A 20666-nucleotide genomic window follows, 5' to 3' on the forward strand; every position below is an offset into this window, starting at 1 on the left:
GCCGTACGGCTCAGAGGGTCGTCACTTTCCGCCGTCCCGCTCTCTCACCCAGTCGGCGATGAAACCGCGGAGCTCCTCCACCGGACCGGTCCCCTCGGCCTCGAGGCGGGCGACCGCGCGCGTCGCTTGTTCGATCGCCTCGTCCCATCGGCCCACGGCGGCGAGCAGGAACCCGACGTTGACCTGGGGCTCGAGATCCGGCACCGCACTGAGTTCGATGTGCTGGAGAAACGCGTCTGCGGCCTCGTCCGTGCGACCGAGCTCCTGCAGTGTCCAGCCGAGATACATGTAGGCGCTCGCGAGATCGGCGTCCATGCGGTACTGGCCGAACACCTCGACTGCCTCCTCCAGCAGCGGCAGCGCCCGATCGAACTGCTGCGCGTTGATGTAGTACTCGGCTGCCGTGCCAAGTGCCCTGCCAAGCCCTGAGGCGTTGCCGGTCCGCCGGGTCAACTCGATGCGCGCGAGGGTCGTCCGCAGACCGCTGTCGTCGTCGCCTGCGGAGGCGTCCAGACGGGCCAGCAGAGACAGCGTGACGTTCTCCTCGTCGGTCAGACCGTGGGCATGGGCATACTCGGCAGCGGAGCGCAGCAGTTCGGTGGCTCTTTGCGGCTCTTGGCGGGCGAGTGCGACCTGGCCGAGACTGCCCATCGCGCGCGCGACGCTGGGTGGGTGATCGATGCTGCGGGCGAGTGCCAGCGCCTCTCCGTATTCCTCTTCGGCTTCGGCGAAGTCGCCACGGTTCAGGGCCTGTTGTCCCAAGCGTCCCCGGGCGTTCAGTTCGGCGTAGGCGGCTCGGTCGCTGGGCCGGACGGTGTGGGTCCAGCGGCCTGAACCGCCGAACATCGTGTCCAGCAGGGACAGGACCCGTTTGCCTTCGGGGTGCAGCGGCACACCCCGCGCTCGGAGGTCGCCGAGTATCGAGTGGGCCTCGGACAGGACTTCGTGTCCTTCCGATCGGCGGGGGCCCGTGCGCAGCATCTCCCTCCCCAGGGCGAACAGGGCAATCGCCAGCGTCCGGGGTTCCTCCTCACGTCCGGGCCGCGCGGCCTGCAGTTGTCGGTAGATTTCCACCGCGCGTCGGAGATGACCGATCGCGTCTTCCGGCGACTGGTCGGCCAGCGCAGCGACACGTTCGCATGCCAGACCGACGTCCCGCAGTGCCTCGACGTCGTTCGGGAGCAGAGTGCTGATGTGAGATCGAATCCGAAGCGACTGGTGAAACACCTCTCGCGCGTCTTCCGGTGTCCTCCCGTTCATCAGCGCGTCGCCGTATCTGGCAAGCGCCGCAGCCAGATGTTGTTGTGTGGGGATGTCGTCGGGCAGGACCACCGCCAGTCGCCGGAAGCCTTCGAGCGCTTGCAGGTACCAGTGGGTGGCCTGGGCCAGGTGACGTCGTGCGAGCTCGATGTCGCCGAGGCTGGACAGAATGTGAAGCCATCGTCGCTGCGACTCGACGTCTTCAGACGCCTCTTCGGCCGCGCGGCGCGCGATGTCCTCAGCCTCCGTGTAGTGGCGACCGGCGTCGGAAAGACGATCGGTGCTCTCGGCCAGACGCGCCAGATTGACGGTCGTTCGGATACGGAATTCCACCAGGTGCGGGCTGCCGTCGAGGTGCGGTTCCAGAGCGGCCATGCGTGCGTAGTGGGCCTCGGCCGTGGCGGGGAGGCCTTCTCGCAGGCTCAGTTCGGCAAGGTTTTGGAGGACTGTGCCGTAGGCCATGCATGCTTCACCCAGACTCGCCGAGCCCTGGGAGATCAACCGCTCGAACAGCTGGGCACACTCGCTGAAGTGGTGTTTCGCCTCGCCCGGCCGGCCCTCATGCATGGCGAATGTGCCGAGCCGTTCGACAGCGACGGCGAGATCGAAATCCGCGAGCGGCAGTGCCGTGGAACGGCGCGCGGCCCGGTGGTTGATCTCGACGACCTGCTCGTACGCCACCTTGGCCGCGGCCTGGTCTCCGGTGTCCATGGCGAGGTCGGCCAGGCGCAGCAGCGCCACCGCGTGCTGACGCTCCGCCAGCCCCCGTGCCATCGGCGTGGTAGCGGACTTGGCCGCAAGGGCGGCACTGTCACGGATCAGCTCGAGAAGCAGGCGGCGCTCGTCTGTTCCCACTCCGTCGCTCGTCAGCCGCGCGTCCAACGGCCGCAGCATCATGTGCCCGAGCTGCAACTTTTCGAGAAAACCAAGTCCGTCCTGGGCGAGCAGGCTTGCCACCCATGGTCTGCCGTCGGGTCCGGCGTGATACCGGGCCGCCAGGGACTCGGTGGCCGAGCGGGCCAGGTCGGTGGTCGGCTGCGTTCCCGCGTACAGCCGTGCCGCACCCAGCCGGTCGTCGGCACCGACGAGATGGTGCATGAGTTCACGTTGCCGGTGGACGTCGTCCGGGTGAAGGTCCGCCAGGTGTGCGGCGATACGCCGGTGCAGGTCCTGTCGGCGCGATGGCGGGAGTGCGTAGGCCTGCCGGGCCGCGGTGCGGAACTGGCTGTGCGAGAAGTCCCACTGTCCTGCGGCTCCGCGCTGCACCAGATGACCGCGGAACACCCGCCGGACACTCGAGAACAGCAGGTCGTTCCACTGCACACCGGTCAGGCTGCCCATGACGGCGCGAAGGTCACTCTCCCGCCACCCCTGCCTGCCCAACGCCAGCAGCTGAATCAGACCCCGGAACCACACCGATCCTTGCTGTGGAACGGATTCCGTGCTCGCCGAGATGGCCATTTCCGCGACCGTCTCGGCGCGCCGCATCATGCGGAGATACATCTCCTGCGGTGTCGACGGCAGTTCGTCCAGGACGGCGAGTTGCATCGCGGTGAGGCGCTCGTCGGCACGGCCCGGGAAACCGGTCGATCGCGCGAAGTCCTCTGCGTTCAGCAGGTTCATTTCCTGGCACACCAGCTCCAGCCACAGCGGCGAGCCGTGGGCGGACGCGCCGTCTGCCGTCCGTTTTTCCAGAATTGCCTGCTTGACGCTCCGATTGACGTGACGTCGATACCTGCGGTAGATCGCGTCGACGAGTTCGGCAGCCTCGTCGGAGCCGAGGGGACCGACTTCCCTGGGCAGGGCGCCGGTACGCCGGACGACCGATTCGACGTCGTCACCGGGGGTGGCCGTGAAGACCAGCTTCGCGTCTTGGGGCCAGATCTTCGGAAGCCAGGTCATCCTGCGGGCTCGCACCGACTGCTCGAACTCGTCCACCGCGTCGACGACGATGACGACCGGCCGCTGTGCGGCGACTCGGGTGAGCGCACGGGCGAAAGCGCGCTCGAGGTCCGCGCCCGCCAGGTCGTCGACGGATGTCGCCGTCGTACCGCCCGGCAGCTCCGTCAGCCAACGCCGCAACATGGTGTCCACCGAGCCGGCCACACCGCTGATGCCGGCGGCGTGATCGAGCACCACCAGGTCCTCCGACGCGCGCAGCCGGCGCACCAGTTCCGCCGCCAGACTGCTCTTCCCGGAGCCCGGGACACCCGTCACCGCACAGACCCTTGCCGCTGCCGCTGCCGCCTGTCGCGTCGTGGCAAATTCCCTCAAGTCGCGCAGCAGGTTCGTGCGACCGACGAAATCCGCCGCGGAGTGGTGAAAGAACTCGTCGAGTACAGCCCGCTCCCGGGCCTCCCAACCGACGGCCACGGCGCGGGCGCCCGATGTCGCCAGGTCGAGGTCCTCCCAGAGATCCTCCGTCACCATGGCCCGAAAATCGGTCAGTCCCGCCACGCGGGCCTGGCGTGCATCCCAGACCGCCCGGTATTCCCGGCAGCGCGTCGGGCCCAGTCGCTCCAGTAACTCGCTTTTCAATTCGCGAAGTCGCCCGGCACCACCTGCCGCATCCGTGAAACGGGCCCTGACCTCGTCGGGTGCGCCACTGAGGTCCAGTTCACGGACATACACCCGGGCTCCGACGGAATCCCGGGTGCCGCGCTCTTGGAGAACTCCGAATTGCAGCTCCAGGTCCGTCATGCTTCGGCCGGCCGTCGGCCCCTCGAATCCGGACTCCTCGGCCGCCATTCGTGCCAGTTCGTCCGGGACCACCCAGCCGTAGCGGTCTCCGATCATGCCCAGCACGAAGGGCCTGCTGCGGGCGACCTCCTGCAGGCAGACCTGCATGACCAGACGCGACTTGGCCGCCTCATCGGCATGGACCATGGTGTCCACGCCCAGGCGAAGATCAACCGGCTCGAAGTCGTACCACCGTCGGCCGAGCCGCTCGGCCAGTTCGGGGAAAACGATGCTGGTCAGCAGGTCTCGCTCGGAATGGAAGTCGTCAAACGTACTCGAGACGAACAAGGGTCGCGTCTGCCTGACGAACTGCTGCACGCAACATCACCCCCGGCATGGAGCGTTTCGGCCCAAACGGCGCAATGAGCCTATCCGTTCGCGACGCGACCGTTGCAGGATTCGTCCTTGCGCCTCAGAGCCCGAACAGGCTCGGATCGGACGCCAACTCCTTGAAGTACTCCCGCGGATCCGCCACCAGCCTGCGCTCCTTGAGGTCCATCAGCCCACCGACGGCCGTGATCTCGGCCGCCACCGTGCCGTCGGTCTTCCGGATCGTCTGCTCGATCCGGAACGTCTTGCCCTCGCCCCAGTCGAAGCCGCAGGTCACCTCGACCTCGTCGCCCGCCAGCAGCTCCCGCCGGTAGCGGATGGTGGTCTCCAGGGCCACCGGACCCACGCCCCTGCCGATCAGGCCGGCCTGGCTGATCCCGGCGGCCCGGAGCAGCGACCAGCGGGCATGCTCCGCGTAGTTGATGTACACGCTCTGGTTGAGGTGACCCTGGACGTCCGTCTCATACCCACGGACGGCCACCGGGACGGAAAACGGTTCGGTCACGGCTACCCCTTCTCGTCGTGGACGATCTGATCCGTCGATCTTGGCATGCGCATCACGTGCGGCGGGGGGACGCCAGCAGGTAACGGTCTCTCGTCCGCGGCTCCGTGTGCTCGCCGACCTGCCAGCCCGCCCCCTCCAGCGTGGCCGCACAGGCCCGCAGCAGCCCGGTGTCCGGCGCGTGCACGGAGACGGCCTCCGGCTGCGGCGTGGCCCGCACCCGGTAGCCCTCGGCCTCCCGCCCCGCCGGCGGGTGGCCCGCCGCCTCCAGGGCGAGCGCGGCGGCCTGCACCAGATGCGCGCGCTCCCAGCCGCACGGCCGGTCCGTCGCACCGCCCTGGTTGGTCATCCGACGCAGTTCCAGCAGGCCCTGCCAGGCACTGTGCACCTCGCGGACGCGGCCGGGCCCGGTGTCCGCTTCCTCGTCACCGCCGATGCGGGCGGCGAAGACACCGGCTGCCGGGGGTGGCTCGGCGGAGGGTGCGGCGGCGACCGTTTCCGGTGGCGTCTCCCGGATCCGATGCCCCGCCGGTGTCAGGAAGTGGTCGTGCGGCGGCCGCGGATGCCGGAAGGCGAGCCCCCGCTTCACCAGCGCCGCGAGCTGCGCCTCCGTGCCCTTCAGCCGCCCGGTGACCGGCTCGGCCGCGTCGATGACACGCCGCTGCGCGGCGGTGGGTGGTCGTGTCACGGCGTGCTCCTCCCCGGCGGACAGCCTGCTCGAAGGGCTCCGCACCGCCATGGTCGGCGGATGCGATCAACCCATTCGAAGACTACGGCCAGGGTCTGACATTCCACCCGGCGATCACCGGCCGCCCGTGCTCGGTGCCCAGTCGGCACACCGTCCCGGTCGCCAGCTGGAACAGCGCCCCGCCCGACGGCGGCAGCCCGAGCCGCCGGGCCGTGAGGACCCGCAGGAAGTGACCGTGCGCCACCAGCACGACGACACCCTCGGTGTTGGCGAGCGCCGCGTCCACCTTGGCCAGCATCCGGTCCGCGCGCTCGCCCACCTGCTCCGGACTCTCCCCGGGGCGGCCGGGCGGCCCGGGCGTGACCCCGTCCGTGAACAGGAACCAGTCGGGCCTGGTGCGCCGGATCTCGACGGTGGTGACCCCCTCGTACCCGCCGTAGTCCCATTCGCACAGGTCCGGGTCGATCCGTACGTCGTGCAGCCCGATGAGCTCGGCGGTCTCCCGGGCGCGTTGCAGCGGGCTGACGAAAGCGGCCCCGATCCGGTGCGAGCGGATCAGCGGCACCAGGCCCCGTGCCTCCTGCCGGCCGTGCTCGGTCAGCGGGACGTCCGTTCGGCCGGTGTGCCGCCCGGACCGCGACCACTCGGTCTCGCCGTGCCGGACGAGGAAGAGATCACCCATGCGTCACAGGCTACGAGCCCACCGCTCCAACTCCGCGAATTCACGCTCGCGCAGCCCCGTGCGGGGGTTCACCGTCAGCAGCAGCGCGGCCCCGTCGTGGTGGGCGTCGACATGCCGTACGTCGAGTTCGGTGATCATGTCGTCGACCCAGGCGAAGGGCCGTCCCGCCGCCCACGCCACCACGTGCCGGGTCTTCCAGTACAGCCCTTCGGGGTCCCTTGCGAACAGCTCGGGCCACTCGATGACCGGCAGGTCGTCCGGCAGCCCGATCACCGGCGCGATCATCTCGTTGGCCTGGTGCATCCAGGTGGTGGCCCATGCCGGGTCGTACGGCAGTGTCAGCAGCCGTGCCCCGTGCCCGGGGTGCAGCCGCACCCGCAGCCCCCGCCGCAGCCGACGGGAACCCGGTCTCTGCCGGGCCGCCCAGGCCGTCGGGTGCAGTCGGCGGGTGACGAAGCCGCGGTGCCTCAGGAACCGGGCGCCGTACGGATTGAGGGGGCCGTCGACGTCGAGGAGGAGCAGGGGGCGGTCGCTCATGGGGAGGAGATACCCAGTGGTGCCCGCCGAGCCACCGCTACTGCCGATACCCGCTCAGGAACCGTCCGATCCGCCCGATCGCCGCCTCCAGGTCGTCCGCGTGCGGGAGGGTCAGGATGCGGAAGTGGTCGGGCGTCGGCCAGTTGAAGCCCGTGCCCTGCACGACCTGGATCTTCTCCCGCAGCAGCAGGTCCAGGACGAACTTCTCGTCGTCGTGGATCTTGTGCACCTTGGGGTCGAGGCGCGGGAACGCGTACAGCGAGCCTTTCGGCTTCACACACGACACACCCGGGATCTCGTTGAGCTTCTCCCAGGCCACGGTGCGCTGTTCGTGCAGGCGCCCGCCCGGGGCGGTCAGCTCGTGGATGGACTGGCGGCCGCCGAGCGCGGCCTGGATGGCGTACTGCGCGGGCGCGTTGGCGCACAGCCGCATGGAGGCCAGCATGGTCAGGCCCTCCAGGTAGTTCTTCGCGTGCTGCCTCGGGCCGGTGACCACCAGCCAGCCCGAGCGGAAGCCGGCCACCCGGTACGTCTTCGACAGACCGCAGAAGGTCAGGACGACCAGGTCGGGGGCGAGGGCGGCGACCGAGTGGTGGACGGCGTCGTCGTACAGGATCCGGTCGTAGATCTCGTCGGCGAAGACCATCAGGCCGTGCCGGCGGGCGAGGTCGAGGATGCCCTCGATGATCTCCTTCGGGTAGACGGCGCCGGTGGGGTTGTTCGGGTTGATGATGACCACGGCCTTGGTGCGGTCCGTGATCTTCGAGGCCATGTCGTCCAGGTCCGGGTACCAGTCGGCCTGTTCGTCGCAGAGGTAGTGGACCGCCTTGCCGCCGGCGAGGGTGGTCACCGCCGTCCAGAGGGGGAAGTCCGGGGCGGGGATGAGGATTTCGTCGCCGTCCTCGACCAGCGCCTGTACGGCCATCGAGATCAACTCGGAGATGCCGTTGCCGAGGAAGACGTCGTCGACGCCGACCTCCAGACCGAGCGTCTGGTAGCGCCCCGCCACCGCCCGGCGGGCGGAGAGGATGCCGCGCGAGTCGGTGTAGCCGTGCGCCTGGGGCAGCATGCGGATCATGTCCTGGAGGATTTCCTCCGGAGCCTCGAAGCCGAACAGCGCGGGGTTGCCGGTGTTGAGCCGCAGCACGCTGTGGCCCGCTGCCTCCAGTGCGTCGGCGTGCTCGATCACCGGGCCGCGGATCTCGTAACAGACCTCGCTCAGCTTGTTCGACTGCCGGAACTCCATGCGCTTACGCCCCTCCGGTTGTGGTGTTACTTGGTTTTACCAAGTTCGAGCTTGGAAAGTCCAACAACATGTCTAGACTGCGTCGCATGTCGCCTCGCCGAAGCTACGACCAGTACTGTTCCGCCGCCCGGGCGCTCGACGTCGTCGGGGATCGCTGGACGCTTCTGATCGTCCGGGAGCTCCTTGCCGGTCCGCGCCGCTACACCGACCTGCACGCCGACCTGCCGGGCGTCAGCACGGACGTACTCGCCTCGCGGCTCAAGGACATGGAACGGGACGGCCTCACGACCCGGCGTCGGCTGCCGCCGCCCGGTGCGGCGTACGTGTACGAACTGACCGGGCGTGGGCGGGAGTTGCTGCCGGTACTGCAGGCCTTGGGTCGGTGGGGGCAGGCCGAGCTGGGCGGGCGGCGGCCCACGGACGCCGTGCGGGCGCACTGGTTCGCGCTGCCGCTGCTGCGGGCGCTTCAAGGCGAGGGTCTCGTCGAAGTACGGCTCGAGGAGGGCGACTTCCATCTGTACCTCGGCACCGAGGACGGTCCCGTGTACGGCGACGGGCCCGCCCCGGCCGAGCCCGACGCGCGGCTCGTGCTGGACACCGGCACGTGCATGGCGGTCGGCAGGGGGGAGTTGAGCGTGCGGGAGGCGGTGCGAGCGGGTCGTATCGAGGTGACCGGCGACGGCACGCCGGCGAAGGCGTTGCGGGAAGGCTGAAGAAGGTGAAGGCCCGCTGTGCCGAAGCGCAGCGGGCCTCTTGACGATCCGTCAGGCGCCAGGCGGCACCCGTGACGGCCGTCCCGCTCCGCGCGTCAGCGCGTACCCGCCGATACCCGCGAGGGCGGCCAGTACGCCGCCGAGCGCGGTCCACACCCACCGGTCGGTCCACCATCCGGAGGACCAGCCGTCGTCCGGCTCGATGCTGGACAGCACGGCGGAGGCCGACGAACTGTCCTCGTCCGCACCGGAGGTGACCGCGATCCCCGGCACCAGCGGCTCGGCCAGCGAGCCGTCCACCGCGGCCGAACCGCCGATGTCCTTGGAGTCGACCCGGAGCTCCGTCTCGACGGGCAGGCCCAGGTCGGCCGTGGTGAGGTCGACGACCGTCAGCCGGACGTAGTACGTCCCGGGCAGCGGGTCGTTCGCCCACGGCTCCGACCAGGCGCGTACCGTGCGCAGGACACAGGTCACCTCCACCGAGGCCGCGCCCGCCGCCGCGGTACGCGTCTGCGCCCCGTACTGGCAGGCCTGGCGGCGCCGCAGACCGTCGTACACGTCGAGCTGCCAGGTCTCGGCGGCGTGCGCCTGAGGGAGCTTCACCGTCGCCTTGACGGTGGGACGTTGGCCGGCGTCCGCGGGGAACGACCAGTACAGGTAGTCGCCCGCGGAACCGTTCGCGGTGGCCGCCTGGCCCTGCTCGACCTCGGTCGCCGTCCGGAAGGAGGTCCCCGCCTCGGTGGGCGCTCCGCTGTCCTCCGAAGCCGAAGGAGACGGTGAGGAGTCGGCCGCGGCCGGGGAGACCGCGAGGCCGAGCATCAGCAGGGAAGCGCTCAACACGCGTGTGATCCGCATCAGTTGGTCCTCCAGACCGCGAGGCGCCAGCGAGACAGCCAGCCCCAGATCAGACCGGCGAGGAAGCCGGCGAGGATCAGCGCGCCGAGCAGCCACCAGCCGCGCCCGAGGCCGAAGGAGGCCACGTCGCTCGCCGGCGACGGCCCGTCCACCACGTCGACGGTCAGCTCCAGCGGCAGACCCGGCGTGGTCTTCACACCGGAGGCGACGGAGAAGGAGTTGGTGACCTGGAGACACACCGCCTCCGAAGCCGCGTCCTCCTCGTCGCTCTCCGCCTTCGGGTACCGCAGCCCCGTCGAGACCACGTCCGTACGGCCGTTGCCCGCGGCCTCACCGCGCACGATCTCCCGGCCGTGCACGGTGACCGCCCGCAACAGCACCCCGTAGGAGGGGTTCACGGCCCGGTCGGCCCCGACGCTCACCGAGGCGCGCAGTTCCTGGCCGGGCTCGACGTCCACCCGGTACCAGCGCTGCTTCCCGAACTCCTCGCGGTCGGTGTACAGCCCGGACTTCACGGTCGGGGCTTCGGCGCACGCGGCGGCACCGTCCACGGCCACCGGCGTCACCACCGGGTCGGCCGCCCGGTCCACCAACTGGTTGACGCGGTCGGTGAGTTCGTCGGTGTGCTCCACCGAGGTGTACGTCCCGCCGGTCGCCTCGGCGATACAGCTGAGCTGCTGCCGCATCTTGGCGTTCGGCACCAGTCCGAGGGTGTCGATGGTCAGCCCGATGCCCTTGGCGGCGATCTCGCGGGCCACCTCGCACGGGTCGAGCGGGGCGCAGGTGTCCTCGCCGTCGCTGATCAGCACGATGCGCTTGGACCCGTCGCCGTCGAAGTCGTCGGCCGCCTTGAGCAGCGCCGGGCCGATCGGCGTCCAGCCGGTGGGGGAGAGGGTCGCCACCGCCGTCTTGGCCTCGGTGCGGTCCAGCGGGCCGACCGGGTAGAGCTGAGCGGTGTCCTTGCAGCCCGTCTTCTGGTCGTCACCCGGGTAGTCGGCGCCGAGGGTGCGGATGCCGAGGTCGACGTCCTCGGGCGTGGCGTCCAGCACCTCGTTGAACGCCTGCTTCGCGGCCGCCATCCGTGTACCGCCGTCGATGTCCCGGGTTCGCATGGAGCCGCTGACGTCGAGGACGAGGTCGACCTGGGGCGTGGCCTCGCCCGTGGGTTCACCGGCGAGGGCCGCGGCCGGGAAGGCGATCCCGGCCGTCAGGGCGGCGAGCAGGGCGCACACTCCTGCCGCCAGCCGTTTACTTGTGATCATCGGCGGATCCTATTGATCAGGGGTGCCACGCTCCAAAACGGCCGTTCAGAGCAGGGGACCCGGCACCTCGGAGCAGCGGATTGGGCAGCCCGGTCCACTGGTCGCCCGGCGTCCCGGGCGACAGCCGCATCAGTGTCAACGCCTTGGCCGGCAGCGGCTCTTCGAGGAGCGCGACCAGATCCGGCGTGCGCGGAAGATCTCGTACGGCTGTCTCCAGCGCCGCCCGCAACGCCGCACCCGACCCCGCCGTACCGGCGAGCGCTCCGGCCACCAGCGAGCCGAACAGCTTGCGGCGCAGGGTCGTCTCGTCGTCCGTGACGATCCGCCCCGTCAGCTCCGGGACCGGGATGCCGCGCCGGGCCAGCCGGGCCGGGCTGACGCGGATGTCGGCGAGGTCGCGGTAGACCAGGCGCAGCGGGGCGCCGGTCGCGGACAGGACGACGAGGAGGTTCTGCCCGTGCGCCTCCAGGGCCACGCCCAGCTCGAGGAGCCGCAGGCCCACCGTGAGGGCGAGGCGGGTGAAGTCGGCGAGCCAGGCGGGGGAGTCGGGCAGGCCGGTGGTGGCGAGGGCGGCGACCGGCAGCACCCTTTCGCCGCGCTCCGTCGCCGCGTACGTCTGCGGCGACTCGCGCAACACCGCCGCCAGATCGGGGGAGTCGGCCGTGACCGCGCCCAGCGTGCGGGTGACGTGCAGCAGGCCCTCCATGCGTGCCGCCAGCGCCTCGGCGAACGCCGAAAGGGTCGCGGACTGAGTGATCGAGTAGACGGAGATGTCCCGCACCGACGAGGTCAGCCGCGCGCTCAGCGCGGTCTTGACGTGCGGCCCGTCCGGCAGCGCGAGAGTGCGCAGGGACATCAACGGGTGAGCCGGGAGCCCCTCCTCGCACGGCCGCTTGAGCACATGCTCCGCCTGCCACGGATGCACCGGCACCAACAGCCGCTCCCCGTCCCGCATCCGGTCCGGCCACTCACCCGTCACCAGGCACTCGCCCGCCGGAACCGGCAGCAGACCCACCCGCACCACCGGACCGAACTCGGGCCCGTAGGCGAGCTGCTCGGCCACCGAGAAGCCGGGCCGGGAACGGCAGCCCGGATGGAACGGATGCCCGTCGACCACCCGCTGCTCCCACTCCCAGTCGAACGCCGGCCACTCTTTCGCGGGGGTCGGCGCCCCGGCCCGCGACAGCGCCAACGACGCGACGCTGTGGCCGAGTTCGGCGGCGAAGTCCGAACCGTGCGGCACGGCGAGGTCGGTCATCAGCCGGGCCGGATCGTCGTACGACAGGCCGTCGAGCCGCACCTCGGTGACGTACCCGGCGGTGGCGTACGGGTCCGGGTGCGGGCCGTGCAGCCGGCGGCCGTCCGCAAGGCGCAGGGTGAGCCCCTCCCGGCCGGTCGCGCGGCCCGCGAGCCACGGCAGCGGTTCATGGGCGAGCGCACGCCACAGCCGGGTCAGCACGGCCGCGCGGGCACCGGGCAAGCCGGCCGTGTACCGCTGCACGAGATCGGGGCGTACGGCGGCCAGCTCGCCGGCGACCTCGGCCTCGGCTTCGGCGCTGAAGGGACGGTGCACGGGCGGGCTCCTCGGGTACGAAGTCGGGTACGAAGGGGATGTCACGACGGGCGGTGACGACAGACATACTGATCGTCTCCGCCCGAACGGACCGTAGAGAACGAGTGGAACGCGTGGATCTCATCCCCCCGCCCGCCGCCGACGCCGCACCGCGCGACGACGTGGCGGACCGTGCCGACGCGTACGCGTCGGCGCCCCTGCTGAACTGCCTGCTGCGGGAGGTGGCCGAGCCCCTCCCGCGAACCGGCGAACCCGGCGAACTCCGGGTGTACCGGCTGCCGGGTGGCAGACTGCTGCGCGTTTGCGGGGAGCGGCGGCCCGCCGCACCCGAGGTGCACACGACGGGCGGCTGGCAGCCCGTCCGCCATTCCGAACTCGTCAAACTCGTCGCCGAGGAACTGGTCCGCCACACCGGCCTGTCCAACCACGAACTGCCCGCCGAGATGATCGACAGCCGGGACGCGGTGGCCGCGCTGCTCACCGCCCGCGCCGGGGCGACGCCGCCCGAGGACCCGTACCTGCTCTCCGAGCAGTCCCTCATCACCGGTCACCCCCACCACCCCGCGCCCAAGGCCCGCGGCGGCGGCCCCGTCGCCGGCTGGCTGCCGTACGCCCCCGAGGCGCACGCCCGCTTCCCGCTGACACTGCTCGGGCTGCGCTCGGACACGGTCGTCGAGGAGGGCGACACCTCGGCCCTCGACGCGCTCGGAGAGGCCCCGCCCGGCTACCGGCTGTTGCCCGCCCACCCCTGGCAGCTCGACCTCGTCGCCCGCGACCTGGCCCAGGCCTTCGCCGACGGCCGGCTGATCCACCTGGGCACGACCGCCTCCGAGACCTGGCCGACGGCCGCGATCCGCACGCTGTACGCGCCCGAATGCGACCTCTTCCTGAAGTTCAGCCTCGACGTGCGCATCACGAACGACATCCGCCGGCTCTGGCGACACGACCTGCTGAAACTGCGCCGTACGGACACGGCGGCGCGCGAGGCCTTCGCCGCGATCGACGGCCCGGCGGCCTGGCTCGGCGACAACGGCTACCGCACCGCCGACTTCGCCTTCGAGGAACTCGCCGTCCTGGTCCGCGACGGACTGCGCGACCGGGTGGTTCCCGGTGCGACGGCGCTGCTCGCGGCCGGTCTGGTGGAGGGCTTCGACGGCAGCCCGCTCGACGGCGCCGAGGACCCGGCGGCGTGGTGGGAGGCCTACCTGGCCCGGGTGGTGCCCCCGGCCCTGGCGGCCTTCGCCGAGCACGGCGTCGTACTCGAAGCACACCTGCAGAACACGCTGGTCGCCGTCGATGCCGAAGGGACGCCCGTGCAGGCCCTGTTCCGGGACGCCGAGGGCGTGAAGCTGCTGCCGGACGTGTCCCGGGAGGACGGGTGGGAGCGGCTGGTGTACTGCCTGGTCGTCAACCACCTCTGCGAGGTCGCCGCGGCCCTCGCCGAACGGCACCCCGGGCTGGACCCCTGGCCCGCCGTCCGCCGCGAACTGTCCCGGCACGACCTCCCCGAGGTCGCCGCCCTGCTCGCCTCGCCCATGCTGCCTGGCAAGACGAACCTCCTGCTGCGCTGGACCGGCGCGGACGGCGCCGACGCCCGCTATCTGCCGCTGCCCAACCCCCTGGCGGGGTGAGGGCTGGCATACCCTGGCCGGTGTGCTGCGCGATGTGACTGCTGTTCGATACGTGAACCCGTTGCGGTCCGGCGGCTCCGTGCCCGGAGTCGTCGAGGCCGACGACCTGGGGACGTACGTCGTCAAGTTCACCGGCTCCGCGCAGGGCCGCAAGGCGCTGGTCGCCGAGGTGATCGTGGGCGAGCTGGCCCGTGCCCTCGGACTGCGCTTCCCCGAGCTGGTCCTCGTCCACTTCGACCCCGCGATCGCCGACCACGAGCCGCACCAGGAAGTGCGCGAACTCCACGGCGCCAGCGCGGGACTCAACCTGGGCATGGACTACCTGCCGGGCGCGAAGGACTTCACGCCGGAGATCGCCAAGACCTTCCGCGTCGACCCGCTGGAGGCCGGCAAGGTCGTCTGGCTGGACGCCCTGACGGTCAACGTGGACCGTACGGTCCACAGCTCCAACCTCATGATCTGGCCCACCTTCGGGACCGTACCGCCGCGCCTGTGGCTCATCGACCACGGGGCCGCGCTCGTCTTCCACCACCGCTGGGACGGGTCGGACCCCGAGAAGGCGTACGACTTCCGCCACCACGCCCTCGGCCACTATGCGCCGGACGTGCGGGCGGCGGACGCGGAGCTGGCGCCTCGGGTGACGCTCGATCTGTTGCGCGCGGTCACGGAGGCGGTCCCGGACTCCTGGCTGGCCGACGAGGAGGGCTTCGCGACCCCGGACGACGTCCGCAAGGCGTACGTCGACTACCTCCACGCGCGCGTGCGGGCCTCCGCGTCCTGGCTCCCCACCGACTTTCCCACCCGGGAGGAACTCGCCGCCGAGGAGGCCCTGCGGACGGCGAAGACACAGCAAGGCCGGCCGAACTGGCTCAAGCGGGTCCCCGACCTGCACGGCAAACCGGCGGCGGAACAGGATTGGTCGGTGCACCTCGGATGAGTGACGTCCAGCGCGTTGAGATCGAGTACTGCACCCAGTGCCGCTGGCTGCCGCGTGCCGCCTGGCTGGCCCAGGAGCTCCTGACGACCTTCGAGACCGAGCTCACGGAGCTGTCCCTGAAGCCCGGCAAGGGCGGGATCTTCGTCGTGCGTGTGAACGACGAGGTCGTCTGGGACCGACGCGAGCAGGGATTCCCGGAGCCCACGGCCGTGAAGCAGGCCGTACGCGACCGAGTGGCCCCGGGGAAGTCCCTGGGCCACTCGGACACACCGGCTTCTTGAGTCTTCCTGAGTCTCAGCCCTTGAGCTGCTCGTACGCCGGCAGCGTCAGGAAGTCCGCGTAGTTCTCGTCGAGCGCGACCTCCAGCAGCAGGTCGTGGGCCTGCTGCCAGTGACCGGCGGCGAAGGCCTCCTCGCCGAGTTCGCCCCTGATGCTCCGGAGCTCCTCGGCGGCGACCTTGCGGGCCAGCTCCGGCGTGGCCTTCACGACGTTTCCTGCGTGCTCGAACTCGACGCCCGCGTTGATCCACTGCCAGATCTGGGAGCGGGAGATCTCGGCGGTCGCCGCGTCCTCCATCAGGTTGAAGATGGCGACCGCGCCGAGGCCGCGCAGCCAGGCCTCGATGTAACGGATGCCGACCTGGACGGCGTTGACGAGACCGTTGTACGTCGGCCTGGCGTCGAGGGAGTCGACGGCGATCAGGTCGGCCGCCTTGACGTCGACGTCCTCGCGCAGCCGGTCCTTCTGGTTGGGCTTGTCACCGAGGACGGCGTCGAAGGAGGCCATGGCGATCGGGACCAGGTCCGGGTGGGCCACCCACGACCCGTCGAAACCGTCGTTCGCCTCACGGTCCTTGTCGGCCTTCACCTTCTCGAACGCGACCTTGTTGACCTCCTCGTCGCGGCGGGACGGGATGAACGCCGCCATGCCGCCGATCGCGTGCGCCCCGCGCTTGTGGCAGGTGCGGACGAGGAGTTCGGTGTACGCCCGCATGAACGGGGCCGTCATCGTCACCGCGTTGCGGTCCGGGAGGACGAACCTGGCTCCGCCGTCACGGAAGTTCTTGACGATGGAGAACAGGTAGTCCCAGCGGCCGGCGTTCAACCCGGAGGCGTGGTCGCGGAGTTCGTAGAGGATCTCCTCCATCTCGTACGCGGCCGTGATCGTCTCGATCAGCACGGTCGCGCGGACGGTGCCCTGCGGGATGCCGACGTAGTCCTGCGCGAAGACGAACACGTCGTTCCACAGGCGTGCTTCGAGGTGCGACTCGGTCTTCGGGAGGTAGAAGTACGGGCCCTTGCCGAGGTCGAGCAGACGCTGGGCGTTGTGGAAGAAGTACAGACCGAAGTCGACGAGGGCGCCGGGGACCTGGCTGCCGTCGCCGTCGACGAGGTGACGCTCGTCGAGATGCCAGCCGCGGGGCCGCATGACGACGGTGGCGAGTTCGGCGTTGTCCTTGAGGGCGTACGTCTTCCCGGACCCCGAGTCCGTGAAGTCGATGTTCCGGGTGTAGGCGTCGGCCAGGTTGATCTGGCCGAGGACGACGTTCTCCCAGGTCGGCGCCGAGGCGTCCTCGAAGTCCGCGAGCCAGACCCGGGCCCCCGAGTTGAGGGCGTTGATGGTCATCTTGCGGTCGGTGGGGCCGGTGATCTCGACCCGGCGGTCGTCCAGGGCCGCGGGGGAGGGGGCCACCTTCCAGGAGTCGTCGGCGCGGATCGCGGCGGTCTCCGGGAGAAAGTCGAGCGTGGAGGTGCGGGCGATCTCGGCGCGGCGCTCCGCACGGCGGGCGAGGAGCTCGTCACGCCGGGGCGTGAACCGGCGGTGCAGCTCGGCCACGAAGGCGAGGGCCGCGTCGGTGAGGACCTCCTCCTGCCGGGGCAGGGGCTCGGCGTCGACGATGGCCAGCGGGGACGGCGCTGGTGCGGACATGAGCTGTCACTTCCTTCAGCGAGCGTGGCACCGGGTGCCAGTCGACCACGGTACGGCGATGGACGCCCGGGGAGCAGCCGGGCGCTTCTGAACAGTGGATACTAGTTTCCTCATCGTGGAACTTCAATGGTTTGTTGATATCGAGATTCTCCGAGTCGAGGCAAGGTGGCGCGCAGTGCCACCACGCCTACTCAAGGTGCTTCAGGTCTGCGGCGGTGTCGATGTCGTACGGCCGGGCCACGTCCGCGCACTCGACAAGAGTGATCGCCTCCTCGTGCGCCTTCAGATAGGCGCGTGCCCCCCGGTCGCCGGTCGCAGTCGCGGCGATGCCCGCCCAGTGCGCGGCGCCGAAGAGAACCGGGTGCCCGCGTACGCCGTCGTAGGCGGCCGAGACCAGTGACTGCTGTGACTCGTACGCGGCGAGCACGCGGCCGACCGCCTCCGCCCCGATGCCGGGCTGGTCGACGAGCGAGACGAGCGCGGCCCGTACGTCCGTACCGGTGAGCGAGTCGAGCCCGGCCCGCAGGGACGATCCCATGCCGTCGGCCCAGTCGGGGTTCTCCACCAGCACGCAGTCCCCGAGCTCCGCCCGCTCCCGTACGGCGGCGGCGCCGGCCCCCAGGACCACGTGGACGCGGGTGCAGCCGGCCGCGCGCAGTACGCCGACCGCGTGTTCGACCAGGGGGCGCCCCCGGTGTTCGAGCAGCGCCTTGGGGCGTCCGCCGAGCCGGCGCCCGCCCCCCGCGGCGAGGAGCAGCCCGGCCACCTGCTGTGCGTTCTCCGTCATGCGTCCTGCATACCTGACGCCCCGGGAAGCGCCCGGTTTCCGTGGGCTGAATTTCGGTCCGTCCAGTGGCGCACCCGGTGCGGGTTGGCGTTTACTGGCCCGCGTCCCCCGGCGCCCGACCAGCGCGCGGGGCGGCGCGGCGGGACGAGGGAGCGTGCGGGCGCACAACGGCGTAGGAGGGGGAGGGCTGTGTTGCGGAGCTTGGGGCAGAGACCGGTGAGCGGCAGCGACGAGGACCTGAGAGTGGCGGAGCTGCGGACCGCGGTGTCCCGGCTGCGCCGCGAACTCGCCGCGCACCCGGCCGAGTTCCCCGACCGTGGCATCGCCGAGGACGAACTCGCGGTGCTGGCCGCTATGACGCTCCACGGGACGCCCGAGATCCCGAGGCTGCGGCGGTCGCTGCTGCTGATCGCGGGCGCGATCGGCTCGGTCAGCGCACTGTCCCGGGGCCTGTCGGAGGTCCGCGACGCGGTGGAGGTCTTCGGGGAGCCGCCACGGCGCTGAATCGCGCCCTACGGAGGCCGGAGCCTCCGCGCCGCTCCCGGAGGCGGACCGGGCGTACGCCGACGATCTAGGCCGTCGGCGTCGAACTCGCCAGTGCCTCGGACAACTCCACCGCCACCTGCTGGAGCACCGGCACGATCTTCTCCGTCGCCGCCTCCGTGACCCGGCCCGCGGGTCCGGAGATCGAAATGGCCGCCGAGGTGGGGGAGTTGGGGACGGACACCGCCAGGCAGCGGACGCCGATCTCCTGCTCGTTGTCGTCGAGCGCGTATCCCAGGCGGCGCACGTCCTCCAGCGCCGCGAGGAAGCCGTCCGGCGTGGTGATCGTCTTCTCCGTCGCGGCGGGCATGCCGGTGCGGGCCAGCAGGGCGCGCACCTCGCCGTCCGGGGTGCCCGCGAGCAGGGCCTTGCCGACGCCCGTGGAGTGCGGCAGGACGCGCCGGCCGACCTCGGTGAACATGCGCATCGAGTGCTTCGACGGCACCTGCGCCACGTAGACGATCTCGTCCCCGTCCAGCAGTGCCATGTTCGCCGTCTCGCCGGTCTCCTCGACCAGGCGGGCGAGATAGGGGCGCGCCCAGGTGCCGAGCAGGCGGGAGGCGGACTCGCCGAGGCGGATCAGCCGCGGGCCGAGCGCATAGCGGCGGTTGGACTGCTGGCGTACGTACCCGCAGGCCACCAGGGTGCGCATCAGGCGGTGGATGGTCGGAAGGGGCAGACCGCTGCTCGCGGAGAGCTCGCTCAGCCCCACCTCGCCGCCCGCGTCCGCCATCCGTTCCAGCAGGTCGAAGGCGCGCTCGAGGGACTGGACTCCGCCGCTGGCGGACTTCGCGGAGTCGGTGGTGCTGGCGCTGGACGTCGGCACGGCGCGTTCCTTTCGGGACAGGCGGGAAGAGCAGAAGCCTACCCGTCGGTCGGTTGACTCCCTGCTTGTGCGTAGCTACGTTCTGTCTATCGGAATTCTAATTCCGTCTTGTGGAAACGTCCAGAGTGGGCGCCGTTGTGGTCCCCTGAAGAAGTGTGCCCTTGACGGCGTGGGGGCGGGAGTGAAGACTCCTTCAACAGAACGTTGAATTCCGTTACGTGGAAGTAAATCCCGTTTCCCGGAAGTAAAACGGCGACAGAGGCAGAGCGAGAGGGGTCCGGGTGTCCGACGTAGAACTGGTGCTGCGCTCGACGCGCGTCATCACCCCGGAAGGGACACGCGCCGCCTCGGTCGCGGTCTCCGCCGGCACGATCACCGCCGTCCTGCCGTACGACGCCGGGGTGCCGGCCGGCGCCCGCCTGGAGGACGTCGGCGACCACGTCCTGCTGCCCGGCCTGGTCGACACCCACGTGCACGTCAACGACCCCGGCCGCACCGAGTGGGAAGGCTTCTGGACCGCCACCCGCGCCGCGGCCGCCGGCGGCATCACCACCCTCGTCGACATGCCGCTCAACTCCCTCCCGCCCACCACGACGGTCGACAACCTCCGCACGAAGAAGGAGGTCGCCGCCGACAAGGCCCACATCGACGTCGGCTTCTGGGGCGGCGCTCTGCCCGACAACGTCAAGGACCTGCGCCCGCTGCACGAGGCCGGCGTCTTCGGCTTCAAGGCCTTCCTGTCGCCGTCCGGCGTGGACGAGTTCCCGCACCTCGGCCAGGACCAACTGGCCCGGTCCCTCGCCGAGATCGCCTCCTTCGGCGGCCTGCTGATCGTGCACGCCGAGGACCCGCACCACCTGGACGCCGCCCCGCAGCACGGCGGCCCCAGGTACGCCGACTTCCTGGCCTCCCGCCCGCGTGACGCGGAGGACACGGCGATAGCCCGGCTCATCGCTCAGGCCAAGCGCCTCGACGCGCGTGTACACGTTCTCCATCTGTCCTCGTCCGACGCGCTGCCGCTGATCGCGGCCGCCAAGGCGGAGGGTGTCCGCATCACGGTCGAGACCTGCCCGCACTACCTCACCCTCACCGCCGAGGAAGTCCCGGACGGTGCCAGCGAGTTCAAGTGCTGCCCGCCGATCCGCGAGTCCGCCAACCAGGACCTGCTGTGGCAGGCACTGGCGGACGGCACCGTCGACTGTGTGGTCACGGACCACTCGCCGTCGACGGCGGACCTGAAGACGGACGACTTCGCGACCGCCTGGGGCGGGATTTCCGGCCTCCAGCTGAGCCTCGCGGCGGTGTGGACCGAGGCGCGCAGGCGCGGCCATGGGCTGGAGGACGTGGTCCGCTGGATGTCCACGCGGACCGCTGCCCTCGTGGGCCTCGGCCGGAAGGGCGCCATAGAGGTGGGCCGCGACGCCGACTTCGCGGTCCTCGCACCCGACGAGACGTTCACCGTGGACCCGGCGGCCCTCCAGCACCGCAACCGCGTGACGGCGTACGCGGGCAAGACCCTGTCCGGCGTGGTGAAGTCCACCTGGCTGCGCGGCGAACGCATCGTCGCGGACGGCGAGTTCACCGACCCGAAGGGCGAACTGCTCACCCGCATCCCCTGATCCACCG

The 20666-nt window shown here is 70.8% G+C and carries 18 protein-coding genes; 6 read left to right on the top strand and 12 right to left on the bottom strand.

The window, feature by feature from the left end:
- Window positions 1-21: 21 nt before the first annotated feature.
- The 6 genes from ADK57_RS33830 to ADK57_RS33855 form a co-directional block, all read right to left on the bottom strand.
- A complete protein-coding gene (locus ADK57_RS33830; protein ID WP_053753467.1) occupies window positions 22-4317 on the bottom strand; it encodes a tetratricopeptide repeat protein in 4296 nt (1431 codons plus the stop codon).
- 94 nt (window positions 4318-4411) lie between these two features.
- Window positions 4412-4834: an acyl-CoA thioesterase gene (locus ADK57_RS33835; RefSeq protein ID WP_053753468.1), complete on the bottom strand. Its 423-nt coding sequence runs from the start codon at window positions 4832-4834 to the stop codon at window positions 4412-4414.
- Between the two features lie 52 nt (window positions 4835-4886).
- Entirely contained in the window at window positions 4887-5519 is a 633-nt protein-coding gene (locus ADK57_RS33840) for a hypothetical protein (protein ID WP_053753469.1), read from the bottom strand.
- 82 nt (window positions 5520-5601) lie between these two features.
- Window positions 5602-6201, bottom strand: coding sequence for a histidine phosphatase family protein (locus ADK57_RS33845; protein WP_053753470.1), 600 nt, complete (start codon window positions 6199-6201; stop codon window positions 5602-5604).
- A 3-nt stretch (window positions 6202-6204) separates the two neighbouring features.
- Window positions 6205-6738, bottom strand: coding sequence for a hypothetical protein (locus tag ADK57_RS33850; protein WP_053753471.1), 534 nt, complete (start codon window positions 6736-6738; stop codon window positions 6205-6207).
- 37 nt (window positions 6739-6775) lie between these two features.
- A complete protein-coding gene (locus ADK57_RS33855) occupies window positions 6776-7984 on the bottom strand; it encodes a pyridoxal phosphate-dependent aminotransferase (protein WP_053753472.1) in 1209 nt (402 codons plus the stop codon).
- Between the two features lie 86 nt (window positions 7985-8070).
- Here ADK57_RS33855 and ADK57_RS33860 point away from each other — a divergent pair, with 86 nt between their 5' ends.
- On the top strand, window positions 8071-8697 hold the full coding sequence (locus ADK57_RS33860) for a winged helix-turn-helix transcriptional regulator (RefSeq protein ID WP_053753473.1): 627 nt from the start codon (window positions 8071-8073) through the stop codon (window positions 8695-8697).
- Window positions 8698-8748: 51 nt separating this feature from the next.
- Here the strand turns inward: ADK57_RS33860 and ADK57_RS33865 are convergent, their stop codons facing one another.
- From ADK57_RS33865 to ADK57_RS33875, 3 genes are read right to left on the bottom strand one after another with little or no spacing between them, the layout of a single operon-like run.
- Entirely contained in the window at window positions 8749-9552 is an 804-nt protein-coding gene (locus ADK57_RS33865; protein ID WP_053753474.1) for a hypothetical protein, read from the bottom strand.
- Entirely contained in the window at window positions 9552-10814 is a 1263-nt protein-coding gene (locus tag ADK57_RS33870) for a vWA domain-containing protein (protein WP_053753475.1), read from the bottom strand. The genes ADK57_RS33865 and ADK57_RS33870 overlap by 1 nt, the downstream gene beginning before the upstream one ends.
- 16 nt (window positions 10815-10830) lie before the next feature.
- The gene (locus tag ADK57_RS33875) at window positions 10831-12387 is read right to left on the bottom strand and encodes an IucA/IucC family protein (protein ID WP_053753476.1); all 1557 of its coding nucleotides are present in this window, start codon (window positions 12385-12387) and stop codon (window positions 10831-10833) included.
- 104 nt (window positions 12388-12491) lie between these two features.
- On the opposite strand from ADK57_RS33875, the gene ADK57_RS33880 reads away from it, so the two are divergent.
- The 3 genes from ADK57_RS33880 to ADK57_RS33890 are packed head-to-tail and all read left to right on the top strand — an operon-like array spanning window position 12492 to window position 15236.
- A complete protein-coding gene (locus tag ADK57_RS33880) occupies window positions 12492-14018 on the top strand; it encodes an IucA/IucC family protein (protein ID WP_053753477.1) in 1527 nt (508 codons plus the stop codon).
- 22 nt (window positions 14019-14040) lie between these two features.
- The gene (locus ADK57_RS33885; protein ID WP_053753478.1) at window positions 14041-14955 is read left to right on the top strand and encodes a HipA family kinase; all 915 of its coding nucleotides are present in this window, start codon (window positions 14041-14043) and stop codon (window positions 14953-14955) included.
- Complete coding sequence (locus ADK57_RS33890; RefSeq protein WP_053753479.1) at window positions 14952-15236, top strand: SelT/SelW/SelH family protein; 285 nt, start codon at window positions 14952-14954, stop codon at window positions 15234-15236. The genes ADK57_RS33885 and ADK57_RS33890 overlap by 4 nt, the downstream gene beginning before the upstream one ends.
- A gap of 13 nt (window positions 15237-15249) precedes the next feature.
- Here ADK57_RS33890 and aceB read toward each other — a convergent pair whose 3' ends face one another.
- Window positions 15250-16884, bottom strand: a complete 1635-nt coding sequence (gene aceB, locus ADK57_RS33895; RefSeq protein WP_053753480.1) for a malate synthase A — start codon at window positions 16882-16884, stop codon at window positions 15250-15252.
- Between the two features lie 187 nt (window positions 16885-17071).
- Window positions 17072-17671 carry a nucleotidyltransferase family protein gene (locus ADK57_RS33900; RefSeq protein WP_053753481.1) on the bottom strand — a complete coding sequence of 200 codons (600 nt, stop codon included), beginning with the start codon at window positions 17669-17671 and terminating at the stop codon, window positions 17072-17074.
- A 216-nt stretch (window positions 17672-17887) separates the two neighbouring features.
- Between ADK57_RS33900 and ADK57_RS33905 the strand changes: the two genes are divergently transcribed.
- Window positions 17888-18175, top strand: coding sequence for a DUF5955 family protein (locus tag ADK57_RS33905; RefSeq protein WP_234390493.1), 288 nt, complete (start codon window positions 17888-17890; stop codon window positions 18173-18175).
- A gap of 67 nt (window positions 18176-18242) precedes the next feature.
- Here the strand turns inward: ADK57_RS33905 and ADK57_RS33910 are convergent, their stop codons facing one another.
- Complete coding sequence (locus ADK57_RS33910; protein ID WP_053753483.1) at window positions 18243-19040, bottom strand: IclR family transcriptional regulator; 798 nt, start codon at window positions 19038-19040, stop codon at window positions 18243-18245.
- A gap of 281 nt (window positions 19041-19321) precedes the next feature.
- On the opposite strand from ADK57_RS33910, the gene allB reads away from it, so the two are divergent.
- Complete coding sequence (gene allB / locus ADK57_RS33915) at window positions 19322-20659, top strand: allantoinase AllB (RefSeq protein WP_053753484.1); 1338 nt, start codon at window positions 19322-19324, stop codon at window positions 20657-20659.
- Window positions 20660-20666 lie beyond the last annotated feature (7 nt).

The sequence above is a fragment of the Streptomyces sp. MMG1533 genome, assembly GCF_001279775.1.
Lineage (GTDB): Bacteria > Actinomycetota > Actinomycetes > Streptomycetales > Streptomycetaceae > Streptomyces.

Bases quoted from the DNA above. Each gene is read 5' to 3' on its own strand.
- ADK57_RS33860 (WP_053753473.1), top strand. From the start codon at position 8,071: ATGTCGCCTCGCCGAAGCTACGACCAGTACTGTTCCGCCGCCCGGGCG.
- ADK57_RS33855 (WP_053753472.1), bottom strand. From the start codon at position 7,984: ATGGAGTTCCGGCAGTCGAACAAGCTGAGCGAGGTCTGTTACGAGATC.
- aceB (WP_053753480.1), bottom strand. From the start codon at position 16,884: ATGTCCGCACCAGCGCCGTCCCCGCTGGCCATCGTCGACGCCGAGCCC.
- ADK57_RS33850 (WP_053753471.1), bottom strand. From the start codon at position 6,738: ATGAGCGACCGCCCCCTGCTCCTCCTCGACGTCGACGGCCCCCTCAAT.
- ADK57_RS33845 (WP_053753470.1), bottom strand. From the start codon at position 6,201: ATGGGTGATCTCTTCCTCGTCCGGCACGGCGAGACCGAGTGGTCGCGG.
- ADK57_RS33890 (WP_053753479.1), top strand. From the start codon at position 14,952: ATGAGTGACGTCCAGCGCGTTGAGATCGAGTACTGCACCCAGTGCCGC.
- ADK57_RS33870 (WP_053753475.1), bottom strand. From the start codon at position 10,814: ATGATCACAAGTAAACGGCTGGCGGCAGGAGTGTGCGCCCTGCTCGCC.
- ADK57_RS33865 (WP_053753474.1), bottom strand. From the start codon at position 9,552: ATGCGGATCACACGCGTGTTGAGCGCTTCCCTGCTGATGCTCGGCCTC.
- ADK57_RS33900 (WP_053753481.1), bottom strand. From the start codon at position 17,671: ATGACGGAGAACGCACAGCAGGTGGCCGGGCTGCTCCTCGCCGCGGGG.